The organism is Kineococcus sp. AC630, assembly GCF_979255925.1.
Genome location: NZ_CEEDMJ010000001.1, coordinates 15,823 through 32,636 on the forward strand (window position 1 = coordinate 15,823; position 16,814 = coordinate 32,636).

A 16,814-nucleotide genomic window follows, 5' to 3' on the forward strand; every position below is an offset into this window, starting at 1 on the left:
CGAGGGCCGTCCTGCGGGTGACGGGAGGGTGTCAGCTCAACGCACGGTCCGCGAACACGTCCGCCGCCCGGGCCAGGAAGTCGGCCGTGCCCGGTCCGGCGGCGTCGTAGACGGCGCGGAACCGCCCGTCCTCGACGTACATCCGCACCAACCCGCGGTACGCGGCCGCGTCGGGGGTCCAGAACACCGAGACCCAGGCGTGGTGGCGCCGCACGAGGTCCTGGACGGCCGGGGCGCCCGGGTCCTCCCCCACGGCGGCGGCCAGACCGGCGGCGATCGCCTCGTGCTCGCGCTGGTGCTCCGCGCGACCCTGCACCCCCAGCTCGGACCACGTCCGGCCGGCGTCGTCGTGGGCGAGGCGCCCCCAGCGCTCGACGACCTCCTCCTCGTACCGTCCTGCGTCGAAACCGTCGAACATCCGAGTCACCTCGATCTCCTTCCCATCAGCCCCGTCGGCCCCGTCGGCCAACGTCGTGCGCACGCTCGCGGCGAGCCGGGCGATCCGGTCCGCCTGCTCCTCCAGCAGGGCGAGGTGCGTCCGCAGGGCGGCGACCTCGTCGACCCGGGCCTCGAGGACGTCGGCGATGGCCGCCAGGCCCAGACCCAGCTCGCGCAGCAGCAGGACCCGCTGCAACCGGCGCAGGGCGACGGCGTCGTAGTAGCGGTAGCCGTTGGCCCCGGTACGGCTGGGGGTCAGCAGTCCGACGTCGTCGTAGTGGCGCAGGGTGCGAGCCGTCGCCCCCGTGGCCGTGGCGACCTCGTGGATCGTCCACTCCCGTGTTCTCGCGTGCACGGGACGACGGTAGGAGTTGACGCCACGACAACTGCAAGCCCGGGACTCAAGGGATCGCCGTCTCGTGACGACACGAACGCTCAGTGGACGGGAACGTCCAGGGCCGACGGAGGAGGATTTCTCGTGCGTGTCACGCGGGCTGTCGTGCTGCTCCCGGTCCCTGCGGGCGACCTCCCCGCGCTGGACGCCTGCCTGGAGCACCTGGCGGCCGCGGCCGACGAGGCCTCCGCGGCCGGCATCCCCACGACCCTGGTGCTCGCGACGTCCTGCGACGCCGGCCCCTTGGCCCCCGTCCTCGGCGACTGGGGCCCGTTGGTCGACCTGCTGGACGACGTGGAGCTGACCGTCGACCACCACCCCGGCGACACGCGCTCCCGCGGGGAACTGCGCGAGCTGACCGCGCGCACCCTGGCCGCCCTCGTCGTGGACCCGTCAGAGGTCGTCGTCCTGACCACCACCTGCGACGTCGGCGTGAGCGTCGGGTGGATCACCGAGCACGTCCGTCACCACCGGGCGGGCGCGAAGGCCAGCACCGGTCCGGTCCGCGGGTCCGAGGGTCCGCACGAACCGGGCGCCAACCTCGCCGTCCGGGCGGACCTGCTGTCCACCGGCGCGCTCGCGCCGGACGGCTGGCGGCAGGTCCACCTGGTCCACGCGGTGACACCCGTCGTGGCGACCCCGCAGGTCATCCTCCGGGCGTTTCCCTGAGGTCCTCGGCGAGGATCCCCAGCAGTTCCCGACGCGCCTTTTCCAGCACGTCACCGGCCCGCACCAGGTCGCCGGGTCGACCCGACATCGCGATCTGGTGGTAGGTCATCGCGATCGAGCCGATCTGCCGGCGCAGCTGGTGCGCACGGTCCCGGTCCGGTCCACCGTCGAGGTTCTCCCACGGCGGCGGCGTCTCGGAGTACTCCTGCTCGACGTACGCGCGGCCCTCGTCGGTCAACGTGAACTGCTTGGGGTCCGCGGGATCCGCAGCCACGAGCCCCTCGTCCTGCAACTGCTGCAGGGTCGGGTAGACCGACCCGGGGCTGGGCTTCCACTCGCCGTCGCTGCGGCGGGTGACCTCACCGATGATCCGGTACCCGTTGCTCGGCCCCTCGGCCAGCAGCACCAGGACCGCGGCGCGCACGTCACCGCGTGGGCGACGACCGCCACCCCGACCGAACCCACGAGGACCGCGGCCCTCGAAGAAGCCGGGCACGTCGAACCCTCCGAAACCCGGGCCGCCGAAGCCGCCGAACCCCCCGAAGGGTCCGCCGCCACCGCCGCCGGGACGCTGTCCACGCATCTGTTCCCACTGCCCGCCGCGCGGGCCTGCGAATCGGTTGCCTCTCATCACTGCACCTCCGTGTCATCACGCGGCCTCGTGCCGTCGCGATGCCTCAACGATATATCGCTATCGGTCAGAAGTGAAGAGGTGAGGGTCAGGAGTTCATGGACTGGATCTGCAGGAGGTTGCCGCAGGTGTCGTCGAACACGGCCGTGGTGACCGGCCCCATCACCGTGGCCGGCTGAGTGAAGACGACCCCGAGAGCAGCCAGCCGGCCGGCCTCGGCCGCAGCGTCCTCGACGACGAAGGACGTGCACGGGATCCCGTCCGCGACCAGCGCCGCGGTGTAGGCGAGCGCCGCCGGGTGCTCCCGGGGTTCGAGGACCAGCTCGACCCCGTCCGCGTCCTCCGGCGAGACCACCGTCAGCCACCGGTACTCCCCCAGCGGCACCTCGGTCTTCTTCACGAAGCCGAGCACCTCCGCGTAGAACGCCAGGGCCTTGTCCTGGTCGTCGACGAACACGCTCGTGTAGGCGATCCTCATGTCGACTGCCACCTCTCCTCGATCTCGGCCAGGAACCTGTGCAGTGGAGACGGGTCCAGGTCCAGGAACGTGTAGCGCCCCTCCCTGCGGAGCACCACGAGCCCGACCTCCTTGAGCACCGCGAGGTGCTGGGAGACGGCCTGGCGGGAGGACCCCGAACCGTGCCGCTCGATCAACCGCACCCGCAGCTCGAAGAGCGTCTGACCGCTGCGCCGGGTCAGCTCGTCGAGGATGGCGCGGCGGGTGGGGTCCGCCAACGCCTTGAACACGTCGTCCACGCCGGGACGATAGGCAAGTTCTCACTTGCCTGTCAAGGGAGGGCGGACGGTGCTAGCGTGGCAGCAAGCGCTTTCCAGTGACGGGAGACGACCGGTGAGCAGGTTCGACGTCGAACCCTGGGGCTTCCGCCGAGAGGCGACCGAGGCCGAACGTGAGGATCAGCAGGCCTTCCACGACGAGCACCCGAAGTGGTCGCTGGGGGTCGACACCTTCGTCAGCCGCCTGGCCGCCGTCGAGACCGACTCCCTGGTCCTGGGTGACCGTTCCTACGTCGCGGCGAACGCCTACCTCAGCCACGACGTCCGCTTCGGCGCCGACTGCACCGTGAACGTCTTCGCCGTGGTCCGCGGCGACGTGCGCTGCGGGGACGGTGTCCGGATCGGGGCCCACACGTCGATCCTCGGGTTCAACCACGGCATCGAACCCGGGACGCCGGTGTTCCGGCAACCGTTGAGTTCGCGCGGGATCGTCATCGGCGACGACGTGTGGATCGGGTCGAACGTCGTCGTGCTCGACGGCGTCCACGTCGGGGACCACGCCGTCCTCGCCGCGGGCGCGGTCGTCACCCGGGACGTGCCCGCCGGCGCGATCGTCGGCGGGAACCCGGCCCGCCGGATCCGCTGGCGGGTTCCGCCGGCCGGGGCGGGCGACGACCTGGCGACCGCGCTGGGGCAGTTCGAGGAACGGGCCAGGTCCCAGGCCGGCGACGTCCTGGCGAGGTGCTGGAACCCGTCGCTGCCCGGTGGCCAGTTCACCGACTCCCCCGGCGCCGGACCCACCGTCCGCGCCCAGGCCGACGCCCTCGAGATCGCCGCCTACCTGCTCGACGACGCCCCGCCGCAACTCCCCCGCGACGAGCAGTTGGCCCGGCTCACGGCGCTCCAGGACCCGGAGACGGGGTTGGTGCCGTTGTTCGGCGCCGACGGCCTCCCCGTCCCGGGAACCCCGGACCCCAGCGACGGCAACGTGCTCTACCACGCGCTCTCCGTGGGCTACGCCCTCGACGTCTTCGGTGAGCGGTTCCCGCACCCGATCGGGTACTTCGCCCGGATGACCGCGCCGGAACTCCTGGAGAACCTCGACGGCCTCCCGTGGGACGGCCGGGCGTGGGGTTCCGGGGCCTGGGTCGACGCGGCGGGGACCGCGTTCCGCTGGAACCTGGCGCGCGGGGAGCGCGGGGTCCCCGGAACCCTGGAGGCGCTCTTCGGGTGGCTCACGACGCGCGCCGCGCCCGGTACCGGGATGTGGGGAACGCCCGCCCCGGGCGAGGGGGTGCTGCAGGTCGTCAACGGTTTCTACCGCGCGAGCCGTGGGACCTTCGCCCAGTTCGGGGTTCCGCTCCCCCACCCCGAACGTGTCGTCGACACCGTCCTGACCCACCTCGCCGACCAGAAACTGTTCGCCCCCGAACGCCGCAACGCCTGCAACGTCCTCGACGTGGCGCACCCCCTCTGGCTCGCGGGCAAGCAGACCCACCACCGCCGCGAGGAGGTGGTCACGGCCGCCCGGGGGCTACTCGCCGACGCGTTGCGCACCTGGCAGGACGGCAGGGGTTTCTCGTTCCTGGTCGGCCGCGAACCGGGCCTGCAGGGGACCGAGATGTGGCTGGCCATCGTGTGGTTGCTGGCCGACCTCGCCGGCTGTTCCGACGTCCTGCGCTACCGCCCCCGCGGCGTGCACCGCCCCGAATCGGCGATCTCCGTCCTCCCGCGCTGAACCCGACCGTCGAGGGGAACGTTCCGCGGCTCGTGAAGCCCACGGGAGCCGCGGAAGGTTCCACTTCCGGCGCTAACCTGACGACATGCCCCAATCCAGCGGACGCCGCCGTCTGCCTCTCTGGGTCTGGGCGGTCCTCGCGTTCGTCACGTACTACGCCTTCGCCGCCTTCGCCGGCTACTACCGCTGGCCGTGGTGGGTGCGGGGCGTCGGGCTCGCGGCGTGCATCGCCGGGTTCGCCCTCCTCGCCCGGCACCGTCGGAGCCGTTCGGACTGACCGTGTCCTACTCGGGCACCAGGCCCTCCTCCACCGCGAGGAGGGCGGCCCGCACCCGATCACGACTGCCCGTCTTGGTCAGCACGTTCGAGACGTGCGACTTGACGGTGCTGAGCGAGAGGAACAGCTTCTCGGCGATCTCCGCGTTGTTGAGACCGGCACCGATGAGGCCGAGGACCTCCGTCTCGCGGCCCGTGAGGTTCAGGTCGACGGGGACCCGCGCCACCGGGGCGGCGCGGAGCCTGCTCATCACCGCGCGGGTCACCGCGGGGGCGAGCACGGAGTCTCCGGCGGCCACCGAACGCACGGCCTGCACGAGGTCCTCCCCGCTGCAGCGCTTCAACAGGAAACCCTGCGCGCCGGCGGCGATCGCGTCGAGGACGTACCCGTCGTCCTCGAAGGTCGTCACCACGATCACGGCCGGCGCGCCGTCGAGCCGGGCGAGCTCACGGGTCGCCTGCAACCCGTCGAGGTGGGGCATCCGGATGTCGACCAGGGCCACGTCGATCTCCACGCCGGAACGGACCGCGTCCACGAAACCTCGCCCGTCCTCGGCCTGGAGGACGACCTCCACGTCGGGCCGGGAACCGAGGATCAGCGAGAAACCCTCGCGGATGATCTGGTGGTCGTCGACGACGGCGACCCGGATCACGCCGGGGCCCGGGACGCGTGCAGCGTGCGCGGCAGGAACGCGTCCACGACGGTGCCACCGCCCGGCCGGAGGGTGATCGACAGGATCCCCTGCAGGGCCGCCACCCGCTCGGACATCCCCACCAGACCCGAACCCCGCTCCGGCGTCTCGGGGATCCCGACGCCGTCGTCGCTGACCCGGAGGCGGAGGAAGGCGTCGCCGAGGTCGACCTCCACCCAGACCGTTCCCGCCGAAGCGTGCCGCGTGACGTTGGTCAGGGCCTCCTGGACGACCCGGTAGGCGGTCAGGGCACTGACCTCGTCCACCGCGTCGTACTCCCCACCGAGCCGGACCTCGACGGACAGGCCGCTGCGCCGCAACGGCTCCGCCAGGAGTTCGTCGATGTCGGAGAGCCGCGGCGGGGCCGTGACCGCCAACGGCGCAGCCGGGTCGCGCAACTGGCGCACCAGGACGTCGAGTTCCCCCAGCGCCACGCGACCGCGGTCGGCGATCGCGCGCAGGGCGGCGGAGTCGGTGCCGACCTGGCCTGCTTCCGCGGTCACCACCATGGCGGTCACGTGGTGGCCGACGACGTCGTGGAGCTCCCGGGCCAGGGCGCTGCGCTGTTCGTGCCACTGCACCTGCGCCGCACTGGCCGCGGCCTCGGCTCGCAGCGAGCCGGCCTCGCGGGACAGCGCCGCACTGCGGTCGACGGTGCGGACGAGCATCCCCAGCACGCCACCCAGCAGGACCGCGAGGACGCCGCTCATCGTGTCGACGGCGAGGAAGGCCGACACCAGGACGCCCGTGGCGCCGGCCGCGAAACCCGGCCAGGGGATCCGCCGGGCATCCTCGGCGACCGCGAGGTGGACGAGGGCCACCACGGCCGGCCAGGTGAGGACCGCCCCCTCGACGCAGGCCACGGCGACGACGACCAGCAGCAGCAGCAGCGCCCGCCGGAACCTCGGCAGCCGCCACGACAGCACACCCACCACCGCACCGACGACCACGACGACGTAGGTGCTGTCGGGGGCGATCCCGTAGTGGTCGCCGGTGGCCCGGTTCAGGAAGGCCCACCCCAGCGACAGCACCACGACGACCAGCGCGATCCGCCGCGCCAGGGTCCGTGCCCCGACCGCGCGGGCCAGCAACGACCGGCCCGTCGCCTGCAGGCGTTCCCGCACGAGCGCCCAGTTCACCACGTCCACGCGGGCCACCCTCCTACACCGGGGCGGCGAGTTCACCCACAACGCCCCGGAGACGTCGGATCCGGTACCCGGGTACCGGATCCTCCGACGGGGGTGACCTCGGCGGCGCGTCAGCCCATCGCGGCGACGAAGGCGGCGGCCCGCTCGGTGATGCCCGCCCAGTCCGCGGCGGCGACCAGTCGCGGCGGAACGACTCCGGTGCCCGCGGTGACGGCGGCCGCACCAGCGGCGAGGTACTCCGCGGCGTTGCCTGCGCTGACCCCGCCGGAGGGGACGAGCCGGACGTCGGGGTAGGGGCCGTGCAGATCGGTCAGGTAGCCCGGCCCGAGACGACCCGCGGGGAACACCTTGACCGCGGCCGCACCGGACTCGTGCGCGACCAGGACCTCGCTGGGGGTGAACGCGCCCATGAGGAACGGGATCCCCGCCGACACCGCGGTCGCCGCCACCGCGGGTCGCAGGCCCGGGGTGACGAGGAACCGGGCTCCGGCGTCGATCGCGGCCCGCGCGTCGTCGTCGTCCAGGACCGTGCCGACGCCGAGGGAGATCCCCTCGGCACCGGCGGCCTCGCGCAGGTGGCGCAGGACGTCGGGGGTGGTGAACGTCAGTTCCACGGTGCGGATCCCGCCCGCGGCCAGCGCCGCGCACAGGGCCCGGGCGTCGGGGATCTCCGGCGCGCGGACGACGGCCACCACCCGGTCGGTGAACAACTGCTCGAGGCTCATGCGGTGACTCCTGTCGAGGGGTGGTGGCGCAGCGCCCGCCCGGGCAGCGCGTCGGTGCGCCGGCCGTCGGCGACGACGGGCTCGCCGCCGAGGAGGACGTGCGGGATGCCGACGGCCTGGCGTCGGGGGTGATCGAAGGTGGCCCCGGCGGCCACCGTCGTCGGGTCGAAGAGGACGAGGTCGGCGACCGCGCCCGGCCGCAGGACTCCGCGGTCCCGCAGCCCCAGTCGCCGGGCCGGACGGGAGGTCATGTGGGCGACGCAGTCCTCCAGCCCGAGGACCCCCTCCTCCCGCACGTAGTGCCCGAGGTAGTGCGGGAACGTCCCCCAGGCCCGGGGGTGCGGGCGGGCACCGACGAGGAGACCGTCGCTGCCGACGGTGTGGCGCGGGTGGGCCATGATGGCGCGGACGTTCTCCTCGTGGCCGACGTGCTGCAGGATCGTCGTGCCGAGGCGGTCGCGACGCAGGACGTCGACGAACATCTCGAAACCGGTGATCCTCCGCCCCACGAGGTCCGCGAGTTCCGGGAGTTCCGGGTGCCGGACCCCGGAGACCTGCACCGTGTCCCAGTCGGCCGTGACGCCGTGGCAGCCGTCGGACCCCTCGACCTCGAGGGCGTACCGGATGCGCTGCAACGCCTCCGGGTCCTCGAGGCGGAGCAGGGTCGCCTCCGGGCCACCCTCGCTCGCCCAGCTCGGCAGCACCGCCGCGAGGGTGGTGGACCCGGGCAGGTAGGGGTAGGAGTCCAGGGTCACGTCGACACCGTCGGCGAGCGCCGCGTCGACGAGGTCGAGGAGTTCCCCGCCGCGGCCTGCGTTGACGCCGAAGTTCATCGTGGCGTGGGTGAGGTGCAGGGCGCAGCCGGCGCGGCGGGCGACGTCGACGACCTCGGCGTAGGCCTCGAGGGCGCCCTTGCCGTAGGAACGCTGGTGGGGGGCGTAGAAACCTCCGGCCGCGCCGACGACCTCGCACAACGCCACGAGTTCCGCGGTGTCGGCGTACATGCCGGGTGTGTAGGTGAGCCCGCTCGACATCCCGACGGCACCTTCGGCCAGGCCGAGTCCCACGAGTTCCCGCATGCGCCGGAGTTCCGCCGCGGTGGCGGGGCGGTCGGTGGTTCCGACGACGACCATCCGCACCGTGCCCTGGGGGACGAGGTAGCAGACGTTGACGGCGGCGCCGCGGTCGACGCGGTCGAGGTAGGCCCCGACCCCGGGCCACCCGAGGTCGTCGTCGGGGATCCCGTTCCACCCCGCGAGCTGTTCGCGCAGGACGGCGAGGGCGGCGGCGTCGACGGGGGCGTAGCTCAGCCCGTCCTGGCCGACGACCTCGGTCGTGACCCCCTGGGTGGTCTTCGCGAGGTGCTGCGGGTCGGTGAGCACGGCGAGGTCGGAGTGGGCGTGCATGTCGATGAAACCCGGCGACAGCACGAGCCCGTCGGCCCGCAGTTCCCGCGCCCCGGCGGTCGTCCCGACGTCCCCGAGTTCCGCGATCCGGCCGTCGACGACGAGGGCGTCTCCGCGACGGCCGGGTCTCCCCGTGCCGTCGACGATGGTGGCCCCGCGGACGACGAGGTTCACCCGAACACCGTGCGCACCCAGTCGACGAGCACGGGTTGCGAAGCGAGGGCGTCGTCGACGACGGGCAGGAGCTGCCACTTGTCGAACGTCGTGCAGGGGTGGGACAGACCCAGGCGGACGACGTCACCGACCCGCAGTTCCCGGGCGTCCCCGGTCAGGGACAGGAACGTGTGCTGGTCGTTCATCGCGGTGACGGTGGCTCCCTCGAGGGGTTCGGTGTCGCCCGTGGCCGCGCGGCGCACCGCCTGCACCTCGGGGAGCCCCTCGTCGAAGGCGAGGTCGCGCTTGCCCGCGTCGCCGAGCGCGAGGCCCGGTTCGGGGCGGGAGACGATGCGGACCCACCCGTGGAGGGCGGCGCGCAACTCCCCCTCGCTGCCGCGGTTCATCGGGGTGATCCCGCGGTAGAACCCGTCGTCGTGGGCGACGTAGGCGCCGGCGCGCACGACGACGCGTGTCGGGGCTCCGCGCACCCCGTCGGGGTCGTGCACCGCGGCGAGCACGTCGGCCACGGCGTCGAAGTAGGCGCTGCCGCCGGCGCTGACGACGAGGCCACCGGGCACGTCGCCGTACAACCCCTGGTCCAACAGCGTCCGGTGCAGCGCGGCGAGGTCGGAGAGGTAGGTGCGGACCACGACGAGGCTCGCGGGGCTCGCGTCGTGGGCGAGCGCCCCCTCGTAGCCCGCGACCCCGGCCAACCGCAGACCGGGGGTCGCGGCGACGGCCCGGGCGACCTCCACCGCGGCGCCGCGGGAGCGAGCGCCGGTCCGGCCCCCGGTGGCCCCGAGTTCGACGAGGACGTCGACGGGTGCGACGGCGTCGGCGACGTGCGGGGCCATCGCCTCGACGACGTCGACCCCGTCCACCCAGGTGAGGACGCGGGCGGTGCGGGGCCTGCTGAGGAACCGCAGCACCTGCGGGTCGAGGACGGGGTAGGCCGCCAGGACCCAGTCCAGCCCCTCGCGCAGGGCGACGGTGAGCTGCCACCCCGTCGCGACGGTGATCCCGATCGCGCCGGCCTCGAGCTGGGTCCGCCAGATCGAGGGGGCCATCGTCGTCTTGCCGTGGGGGGCGAGGTCGACACCGGCCGCGGCGGCCCAGGCGGCCATCGTCGCGATGTTGCGGGTCAGGGCGGTGGCGTCGAGGGTGACGAGCGGGGTGGGGAGGTCGGCCAGGCCGGGACGGGTCGCCACGAACTCGTCGGCCGGGACCCCCCAGGCGTCGACCGGCACCGCCTTGCCCTCGGCCGGGAGCGCACCGATCTCCGGGGCGTCGTACACCACACCGACCTCCACTGCGTCGTGACTGCGTTGCGCGCCGTGCAACGGACGTTGCAGCAGCGGTCGAGGCCGTTCTAGCATCGCGCCGTGTCCCGGTCAAAGGTCCTGTGCGTCGGCGAGGCGATGGTCGTGCTGACGCCCGCCCAGGACGTCCCCCTGGCCGAGGCGGACCTCTTCGTCCGCACCGTCGGCGGAGCGGAACTCAACGTGGCCCTGACCCTCGCCCGCCTCGACGTGGACGTGAGCTGGCTCTCGCGCCTGGGCGAGGACGGGTTCGGTGAGCACGTCCTGGCTCTAGCCGACGGGGTCGGCGTGGACGTCGGCGCCGTCGAACTCGACCCGGACCGGCCGACCGGTCTCTACGTCAAGGCTCCGGGGGTCGCCGCCGACGGGTCCCGGCGCTCGCGCATGCACTACTACCGCAGCGGGTCGGCGGCCTCGGCCCTCTCCCCCGCGTTCCTCGACCGGCCCGCCGCGCGCGCGGCCCTGGCCGAGGCCGACACCGTCCACGTCAGCGGGATCACGCCCGGCCTCTCCGAGTCCGCGGCCGCGTTCTGCGCCGCACTCGCCGACCGGGTGCGGGGCAGCGCCACGACGCTGTCGGTGGACCTGAACCACCGCCCCGCGCTGTGGCGGGGACGCAGCGAGGAACCGCTGCGCCGGATGGCCGCCGCGGCCGACGAGGTCCTGCTCGGCGCCGACGAGGCGCGGGTGGTGTTCGGGACCGACGACCCGGCCGCGCTGCGCGCGGCCCTGCCGGACGCCCGGCGGATCCTGCTGAAGCAGGAGGAGCACGGCGTGCTCGTGCTCGAACCGGGGAACCCGGACCGCCACGTCCCCGCCCTGACGGTCGACGTCGTCGAACCCGTCGGCGCGGGCGACGCCTTCGCCGCCGGCTACCTCGCCGGCCGCGCCCACGGGTTCGCCGTCGACGCCGCCGTCGGGTTCGGCCACCGCTGCGCCGCAGCCGCCCTCGTGACCCGGGGCGACCGCCCCGCCGAGGTCCCGGCGTTGACGGGGTGAGCCAGTCGCTGCTGCGCGCCCTCGGGCTGCTCGACCTCGTCGCCGGCGGTACGGCGACCCTGGGGGAACTCGCCGAGGCGACGGGGGCCCACAAGAGCACCGTCCTGCGGTTGCTGCGGGTCCTCGAGGACGCGGGCTACGTCCACCACGACGAGCAGCACCGCTACGCCCTCGGCTCCCACCTGTTCCGCCTCGCCCAGCAGGCCCTGGACTCCTTCGACGTCCGGGCCGTGGCCGCCCCCCGGTTGCGGCGCCTGCGCGACGACGTCGGGCAGACCGTCCACCTGGCGGCCTTCGACGGTTCCGTCGCCACCTACGTGGACAAGCTCGAACCCCGCAGCGCCGCCGTCCGCATGGCCTCACGCATCGGGAACACCGCCGCGCTGCACTGCACCGCCGTCGGGAAGGTGTTCCTCGCCGACCTGCGGCCCCCCGACCGGGCGGAACTCGTGGCGACCCTGGAGTTCTCCCGGCTGACCACGAGGACCCTCACGGGTCCCGAGGAACTGCTCGCGGAGGTCGCGACCGTGGCCGAGGCGGGCTGGGCGCAGGACCACGCGGAGAACGAGACCTTCGTCAACTGCGTCGGCGCCCCCGTCCGCGGCGCCGACGGACGCGTCCTCGCCGCGGTCTCGATCTCGGTGCCCGACGTGCTGCTCCCCCACGAGGCCGTCCTCGACCTCGTGCCCGCCCTGTTGTCCGCGACCGCGGACATCTCCCGCTCCTGCGGGTTCCTCGACCACCCCGACGAGAAGGAGAACTCCTGATGACCACCCGCACCGCCGTCACCACGACCGACGCCCCCGCCCCGGCGCACACGTTCTCGCAGGGCGTCCGCAAGGGACCCCTGCTGCAGGTCTCCGGCCAGGGCCCGGTGGACCCGGTGACCAACGAGTACCTGCACCCCGGTGACGTGAAGGCGCAGACCCTGCGGACCCTGCGCAACGTCGACGCGATCCTCCGCGCGGGGGGCGCGAGCTTCGACGACGTCGTCATGCTCCGCGTCTACCTCACCACGCGCGACGACTTCGCCGCGATGAACGAGGCCTACGGCGAGTACGTCGGCGCGCACTGCACCTCCGGTGTCCTGCCCGCCCGCACGACCGTCATGACCGGCCTGCCCCGCGAGGAGATGCTCGTCGAGATCGACGCGCTCGCCGTCCTGGCCGACTAGGGCCCCGGGCCACCTCGGCGGAGTCGCCGCAGACTCCCGTGGTTCAGGACGTCGGGTGGGGGTAGGTTCCGGGGTAGGGCCTCGCCACCTGTCGGGTGGCCGGCCGCAGTCACCGGTCCAACAGCGGGCGCGCCGTCACACCCACCTCGGGGGCACGCATGGACTTCTCCGTCGACCAGCACCGCGAGGGTGATCTCGCGGTCATCTCGTTGCAGGGCAGTCTGACCACCGAGACCACGGGCCGGCTCTCCGCGTGCCTCGACACCACGTTGCCCACGACCCGGTCCCTGGTCATCGACCTCAGCCGCACCACCGCGTTGGACGAAGGGGGTCTCGCGGTGCTGCTCGACGCGGAACGCCGGGCACGTCGTGGAGGTGGCGCCGTGCGAGCGGCCGGAGTCCACGGCGCCGTCGAGGACGTGTTCGAGGAGTTCGACGCCTGGCACAGCCTCGGAGGCCGGCACACCCCGGACGAGGAGGTGCGACGTCTCCACGCCCCCGACGCGGCCCGTGACTACTTCCGCCCCGCGGTCCCGGCGGACCTCGACGGTGACCGCCACCACCACGGCGCTCGCGGGCCCGCATGACCCTCGCCGACCACTTCCGCGAGGCCTACGTCTTCCACGCCGGCTGGGACGACGCCGACCTGGTACCCACGACCCTGGCCCGGACCGTCGCCAGCGTGCTGGAGGTCGACGCCGCGAGCATCAGCTTCTTCGGCGGTGACCACCGGGTCCTGCTGGGGGCCAGCACCTCCGAGGCCGTCGCCGCCGAGCAGTGGCAGTACACCCTCGGCGAAGGACCCTGCATCGCCGCGTTCCAGCACTCCGCGCCGGTCGTGGCCGACGAACCGTCCTTCGCCCGCCGCTGGCCGGCTCTGCACCAGCGGGTCCGGCGGCACAGTCCCTACCGCTCCGTGGTCGCCGTGCCGCTGGTGCTGGGGAGCGACGGCGGCGGCATCGGGGCGATCGACCTCTACTCCACGGAGGCGCAGGTGCGCCCGGGTTTCGACGTGGATTCCGCCCAGGCCGTGGCGGGCATGGCCTGTTCGGTGCTGCTGCAGGCCACCCTGCGAGGTCACGCCCGTGCGGAAACCGCCGACGGCGAGGGCGGAGAGGTCGAACTCACCCTCCCCACCGAGTGGCTGGACACGCACGCGGCGAGTCGGCGCTACCGGGTGTGGCTGGCCGTCGGGATCCTCAACTCGACGCTCCAGACCGACACCCCGAGTGCCTTCGCGTTGCTGCGCGCCCACGCCCACTCCCGCGACCAGACGCTGGAGCAGGTGGCCGAGGACGTCGTCAGCGGCCGGACGCCGGTCGCCGACCTCGGGGACCGGCCGCACTCCTGACCCCCGGAGGCCGCCGACAGCTCGACCCGGATGGTGTCACCGGCCTCGGGGAAACCCTTCCGAACCCGAGCTCGCCACCCGGCGGTAGGCGCTTGCCGGTGACCGCGGGGCCGGGCATGCTGTGCACCGGCTGAGCGGCGACCCGCCGCCGTACCCCGATGTCGTGGAGGAAGAACCCGTGCTGCGCATCCCCTCGTCCCGCCGGCTGGTCGCCACCCTCGCCGCGCTCGCCGCCACCGGTGGCGCCCTGCTGAGCGCCGCCACACCGGCCACCGCCGCCACCTGTTCCGACGTCGAGGTCGTCTTCGCGCGCGGCACCGGCGAGACGCCCGGTCTCGGCATCGTCGGCTCGCCCTTCGTCCGGGCCCTCACGAGCGAGCTGTCGGACCGGACCGTCACCTCCTACGCCGTGGACTACGCCGCCAACACCTCCCAGACCAGCGCCGGCCCCGGTGCCACCGACATGAGCGCCCACGTGCGCGAGGTGGCCGCGGCCTGCCCCTCGACCCGCTTCGTCCTGGGGGGCTACTCCCAGGGCGCGACCGTCACCGACATCGCGGTGGGCATCCGCACGGGCACCACCACCGGCACGCCCGTCCCCGCCGAGCTGTCCGGTCGCGTCGCCGCGGTCGTCGTGTTCGGCAACCCGCTGGGGCTGAGCGGACGCACCATCGCCACCGCCAGCACCACCTACGGGCCGAAGTCGAAGGACTACTGCAACAGCAGCGACACCGTCTGCGGCAGCGCCCCCAAGACCGGGACGGGCAGCCACCTCAGCTACCCCAGCAACGGGGCCACGACGGAAGGTGCCCGGTTCGCGGCGGGTCTGGTGCGCGCCGGGGGCGGACCCACCACGCCCACCCCGACCCCCACCCCGACGAGTTGCGTGCGCGACAGCACCCGGGCCCACGTCGCTGCCGACCGCGCCGTGAGCCTGTACGGCTACGCCTACGCCCGCGGTTCCCGCGACGCCCTGGGCCTGACCAGCAGCTACACCATCGTCTCGCTGCGCCAGGTCGACGGCGGCTGGACCCGCGTCGCCGCCTGCTGACCGGCACGTCGGTGGACTCCTTCACCCGGGCCGGCCTGGACTTCTCCACCGGCGACCACGGCCCCGCCGACGGGGACGTGGTCGTCTGCCTGCACGGGTTCCCGCAGGGCCCGGAAGCCTACGACGCCGTCGTGCCCCGGCTCGTGGCGGGCGGGCTGCGGGTGCTCGTGCCCGAACAGCGGGGTTACGGCGCGCGCGCCCGACCCCCGCACCGCCGCGACTACGCGCTGCCCGAGCTCGTCGCCGACGTCGTCGCGTTGCTGGACGCGGCCACGCCGAGCGGGCCGGCCCGGCCGGTGCACCTCCTCGGCCACGACTGGGGCGGGGTGGTCGCCTGGGCCCTGGCCGCGACGCACCCGGAACGGCTCGCGTCCCTGACCGTCCTCTCGCAGGCCCACCCGGCCGCCTACCGGCGCGCGGTGACGTCCTCGACGCAGGGGCTGCGCTCGACCTACGTCGGGTTCTTCCAGCTGCCGCTGCTGCCCGAGCGGCTGCTGCTGGCCCGGGGTGGTGAGCTGCTGTCAGCTTCCCTGCGGCGCAGCGGGTTGCCCGCGGACCTCGCCGCCGGGTACGCCCGCCGGCACAGCGCACCGGGAAGCCTGCGCGCGGCGCTGGGCTGGTACCGGGCCCTGCCGTTCGCCCGTCCCGTCGGCGACGTCGAGGTGGCCACGACCTACCTCCACGGTCGACGGGACCCGTTCTACGCCCGCGCCGCCGTGGACCGGACCGCCGACCACGTCCGCGGTCCCTACCGCCACGTCGAGCTCGACACCGGCCACTGGGTGCCCGAACTGGCCCCGCAGGCCGTCGCGGACGCGGTCCTGTCCGCCGCGGGCCGGCGGGCCTAGGCCTGCTCGGCGCGAGGCGCGCTGTCAACGACCGGCGTCAGCCCCCGTCGAGGACCGGCTGTCCGTACCTCCGACGTTCACCGACCAGCACCCCCGGTGCCGGCTCGTCGGCGACGTCGCATCGACGATTCGCTATGATGACGACGTGCCCGTCATCGAGTCCGCCGAGGTGCTGCTGAAGGACGCGCGTCGGCGCGCCGGACTGACACAGGCCCAGCTGGGCCAGCGCGCCGGAGTGACCCAGAGCGTGATCAGCGCCTACGAGTCCGGACAGCGTCAGCCCTCCCTGCCGACGCTGCTGCACCTGCTGCGCGCCAGCGGTCACCTGCTCGATGCCTCACTGATCACCATCGACTCCCCACCCACCACCGCGCTCTCCGGCCCCCTGGGGCGGCGCCTGCGCCGGCACCGGCGCAAGGTCAAGACGATCGCCGCCGCTCACGGCGTGCACCACGTCCGTGTCTTCGGCAGCACCGCCCGCGGCACCGAACGCCCCGACTCCGACGTCGACCTGCTCGTGGACCTACCCCCGGGGACGGGACTGTTCGCGCTCGGAAGCCTGCGCCGGGACCTGGAGGACCTCCTGCACGTCCCGGTCGACCTGATCCCGGAGGACGGGCTCAAACCCGAGGTGCGGGCGAACGTCGAGGCGGACCTGGTGTCCCTGTGAGTGCGACGACAGCGACGATGGGCAGGGCCGTGGTGTTCACGTGAGCCGGCACGCCCGCCAGCGACTGTTGGACGTACAGGCGGCCCTGGACGCCATCGACGCTCACACCCGCCGCGGTGACCTTTCCGACGGTCTCGTCTTCGACGCCGTCCGGGTACGACTGATCGAGATCGGTGAGGCCGTCAAAGCCGTCCCGGACGAGGTGCTGACCGGTGAGCCGGACCTGCCGTGGTCGGAGATCGCCCGCATGCGCGATCACCTCGCCCACCGTTGCTTCGACACCACCCACGCCATCGTCGCCGCTACCGTCACCCAGGACCTGCCCGAACTTCGGCGAGCTGTCGAACGGCTCCTCGAGAACCTCGGCGACTGACCTCGGAACGCTCGGTCATCC

At 73.6% G+C, this 16,814-nt stretch carries 20 protein-coding genes and 1 pseudogene; 12 read left to right on the forward strand and 9 right to left on the reverse strand.

Going from position 1 to position 16,814, the window contains the following annotated elements:
• Positions 1–31 precede the first annotated feature (31 nt).
• Positions 32–793, reverse strand: a complete 762-nt coding sequence (locus AC0I8G_RS00085; RefSeq protein WP_471728142.1) for a MerR family transcriptional regulator — start codon at positions 791–793, stop codon at positions 32–34.
• A gap of 123 nt (positions 794–916) precedes the next feature.
• Here AC0I8G_RS00085 and AC0I8G_RS00090 point away from each other — a divergent pair, with 123 nt between their 5' ends.
• Positions 917–1,501 (forward strand): hypothetical protein, encoded by a 585-nt coding sequence (locus tag AC0I8G_RS00090; protein WP_471728143.1) that lies wholly within the window; start codon positions 917–919, stop codon positions 1,499–1,501.
• On the opposite strand, the gene AC0I8G_RS00095 is transcribed toward AC0I8G_RS00090, so the two are convergent.
• From AC0I8G_RS00095 to AC0I8G_RS00105, 3 genes are all read right to left on the reverse strand, one after another.
• A complete protein-coding gene (locus AC0I8G_RS00095) occupies positions 1,479–2,132 on the reverse strand; it encodes a PadR family transcriptional regulator (RefSeq protein ID WP_471728144.1) in 654 nt (217 codons plus the stop codon). The genes AC0I8G_RS00090 and AC0I8G_RS00095 overlap by 23 nt on opposite strands.
• Positions 2,133–2,220: 88 nt before the next feature.
• On the reverse strand, positions 2,221–2,610 hold the full coding sequence (locus AC0I8G_RS00100; protein WP_471728145.1) for a VOC family protein: 390 nt from the start codon (positions 2,608–2,610) through the stop codon (positions 2,221–2,223).
• Positions 2,607–2,888, reverse strand: a complete 282-nt coding sequence (locus AC0I8G_RS00105; RefSeq protein ID WP_471728146.1) for an ArsR/SmtB family transcription factor — start codon at positions 2,886–2,888, stop codon at positions 2,607–2,609. Before AC0I8G_RS00105 ends, AC0I8G_RS00100 begins: the two co-directional genes overlap by 4 nt.
• Before the next feature lie 469 nt (positions 2,889–3,357).
• On the opposite strand from AC0I8G_RS00105, the pseudogene AC0I8G_RS00110 reads away from it, so the two are divergent.
• A pseudogene (locus AC0I8G_RS00110) lies at positions 3,358–3,516 on the forward strand (DapH/DapD/GlmU-related protein); the annotation flags it as partial.
• 1,174 nt (positions 3,517–4,690) lie between these two features.
• Entirely contained in the window at positions 4,691–4,882 is a 192-nt protein-coding gene (locus AC0I8G_RS00115) for a hypothetical protein (protein WP_471728147.1), read from the forward strand.
• Positions 4,883–4,889: 7 nt separating this feature from the next.
• Here the strand turns inward: AC0I8G_RS00115 and AC0I8G_RS00120 are convergent, their stop codons facing one another.
• The 5 genes from AC0I8G_RS00120 to AC0I8G_RS00140 all read right to left on the reverse strand — a co-directional run bounded on the left by AC0I8G_RS00120 (position 4,890) and on the right by AC0I8G_RS00140 (position 10,306).
• Positions 4,890–5,534 carry a response regulator transcription factor gene (locus tag AC0I8G_RS00120; RefSeq protein ID WP_471728148.1) on the reverse strand — a complete coding sequence of 215 codons (645 nt, stop codon included), beginning with the start codon at positions 5,532–5,534 and terminating at the stop codon, positions 4,890–4,892.
• Positions 5,531–6,721: a sensor histidine kinase gene (locus AC0I8G_RS00125; RefSeq protein ID WP_471728149.1), complete on the reverse strand. Its 1,191-nt coding sequence runs from the start codon at positions 6,719–6,721 to the stop codon at positions 5,531–5,533. Before AC0I8G_RS00125 ends, AC0I8G_RS00120 begins: the two co-directional genes overlap by 4 nt.
• A gap of 110 nt (positions 6,722–6,831) precedes the next feature.
• Entirely contained in the window at positions 6,832–7,446 is a 615-nt protein-coding gene (locus AC0I8G_RS00130) for a bifunctional 4-hydroxy-2-oxoglutarate aldolase/2-dehydro-3-deoxy-phosphogluconate aldolase (protein WP_471728150.1), read from the reverse strand.
• Entirely contained in the window at positions 7,443–9,026 is a 1,584-nt protein-coding gene (locus AC0I8G_RS00135) for an N-acyl-D-amino-acid deacylase family protein (RefSeq protein WP_471728151.1), read from the reverse strand. Before AC0I8G_RS00135 ends, AC0I8G_RS00130 begins: the two co-directional genes overlap by 4 nt.
• A complete protein-coding gene (locus AC0I8G_RS00140; protein WP_471728152.1) occupies positions 9,023–10,306 on the reverse strand; it encodes a type III PLP-dependent enzyme domain-containing protein in 1,284 nt (427 codons plus the stop codon). The genes AC0I8G_RS00135 and AC0I8G_RS00140 overlap by 4 nt, the downstream gene beginning before the upstream one ends.
• An 84-nt stretch (positions 10,307–10,390) precedes the next feature.
• On the opposite strand from AC0I8G_RS00140, the gene AC0I8G_RS00145 reads away from it, so the two are divergent.
• The 9 genes from AC0I8G_RS00145 to AC0I8G_RS00185 all read left to right on the forward strand — a co-directional run bounded on the left by AC0I8G_RS00145 (position 10,391) and on the right by AC0I8G_RS00185 (position 16,793).
• Complete coding sequence (locus AC0I8G_RS00145; RefSeq protein WP_471728153.1) at positions 10,391–11,326, forward strand: sugar kinase; 936 nt, start codon at positions 10,391–10,393, stop codon at positions 11,324–11,326.
• Positions 11,323–12,093 carry an IclR family transcriptional regulator gene (locus tag AC0I8G_RS00150; protein ID WP_471728154.1) on the forward strand — a complete coding sequence of 257 codons (771 nt, stop codon included), beginning with the start codon at positions 11,323–11,325 and terminating at the stop codon, positions 12,091–12,093. The genes AC0I8G_RS00145 and AC0I8G_RS00150 overlap by 4 nt, the downstream gene beginning before the upstream one ends.
• Positions 12,093–12,500: a RidA family protein gene (locus AC0I8G_RS00155; RefSeq protein ID WP_471728155.1), complete on the forward strand. Its 408-nt coding sequence runs from the start codon at positions 12,093–12,095 to the stop codon at positions 12,498–12,500. Before AC0I8G_RS00150 ends, AC0I8G_RS00155 begins: the two co-directional genes overlap by 1 nt.
• A gap of 158 nt (positions 12,501–12,658) precedes the next feature.
• Complete coding sequence (locus AC0I8G_RS00160; RefSeq protein WP_471728156.1) at positions 12,659–13,087, forward strand: STAS domain-containing protein; 429 nt, start codon at positions 12,659–12,661, stop codon at positions 13,085–13,087.
• Positions 13,084–13,851 carry a GAF domain-containing protein gene (locus AC0I8G_RS00165; protein WP_471728157.1) on the forward strand — a complete coding sequence of 256 codons (768 nt, stop codon included), beginning with the start codon at positions 13,084–13,086 and terminating at the stop codon, positions 13,849–13,851. The genes AC0I8G_RS00160 and AC0I8G_RS00165 overlap by 4 nt, the downstream gene beginning before the upstream one ends.
• 163 nt (positions 13,852–14,014) lie before the next feature.
• Positions 14,015–14,902 (forward strand): cutinase family protein, encoded by an 888-nt coding sequence (locus AC0I8G_RS00170; protein ID WP_471728158.1) that lies wholly within the window; start codon positions 14,015–14,017, stop codon positions 14,900–14,902.
• An 11-nt stretch (positions 14,903–14,913) separates the two neighbouring features.
• On the forward strand, positions 14,914–15,750 hold the full coding sequence (locus AC0I8G_RS00175; RefSeq protein WP_471728159.1) for an alpha/beta fold hydrolase: 837 nt from the start codon (positions 14,914–14,916) through the stop codon (positions 15,748–15,750).
• Positions 15,751–15,895: 145 nt separating this feature from the next.
• Positions 15,896–16,420 carry a nucleotidyltransferase domain-containing protein gene (locus AC0I8G_RS00180; protein WP_471728160.1) on the forward strand — a complete coding sequence of 175 codons (525 nt, stop codon included), beginning with the start codon at positions 15,896–15,898 and terminating at the stop codon, positions 16,418–16,420.
• Between the two features lie 40 nt (positions 16,421–16,460).
• Positions 16,461–16,793, forward strand: a complete 333-nt coding sequence (locus AC0I8G_RS00185) for a HepT-like ribonuclease domain-containing protein (RefSeq protein WP_471728161.1) — start codon at positions 16,461–16,463, stop codon at positions 16,791–16,793.
• Positions 16,794–16,814 lie beyond the last annotated feature (21 nt).

What these genes read in the sequence shown, in the direction of transcription:
- AC0I8G_RS00095 (WP_471728144.1), bottom strand. Translation starts at nt 2,132, where the DNA reads ATGAGAGGCAACCGATTCGCAGGCCCGCGCGGCGGGCAGTGGGAACAG.
- AC0I8G_RS00100 (WP_471728145.1), bottom strand. Translation starts at nt 2,610, where the DNA reads ATGAGGATCGCCTACACGAGCGTGTTCGTCGACGACCAGGACAAGGCC.
- AC0I8G_RS00115 (WP_471728147.1), top strand. Translation starts at nt 4,691, where the DNA reads ATGCCCCAATCCAGCGGACGCCGCCGTCTGCCTCTCTGGGTCTGGGCG.
- AC0I8G_RS00130 (WP_471728150.1), bottom strand. Translation starts at nt 7,446, where the DNA reads ATGAGCCTCGAGCAGTTGTTCACCGACCGGGTGGTGGCCGTCGTCCGC.
- AC0I8G_RS00155 (WP_471728155.1), top strand. Translation starts at nt 12,093, where the DNA reads ATGACCACCCGCACCGCCGTCACCACGACCGACGCCCCCGCCCCGGCG.
- AC0I8G_RS00160 (WP_471728156.1), top strand. Translation starts at nt 12,659, where the DNA reads ATGGACTTCTCCGTCGACCAGCACCGCGAGGGTGATCTCGCGGTCATC.
- AC0I8G_RS00165 (WP_471728157.1), top strand. Translation starts at nt 13,084, where the DNA reads ATGACCCTCGCCGACCACTTCCGCGAGGCCTACGTCTTCCACGCCGGC.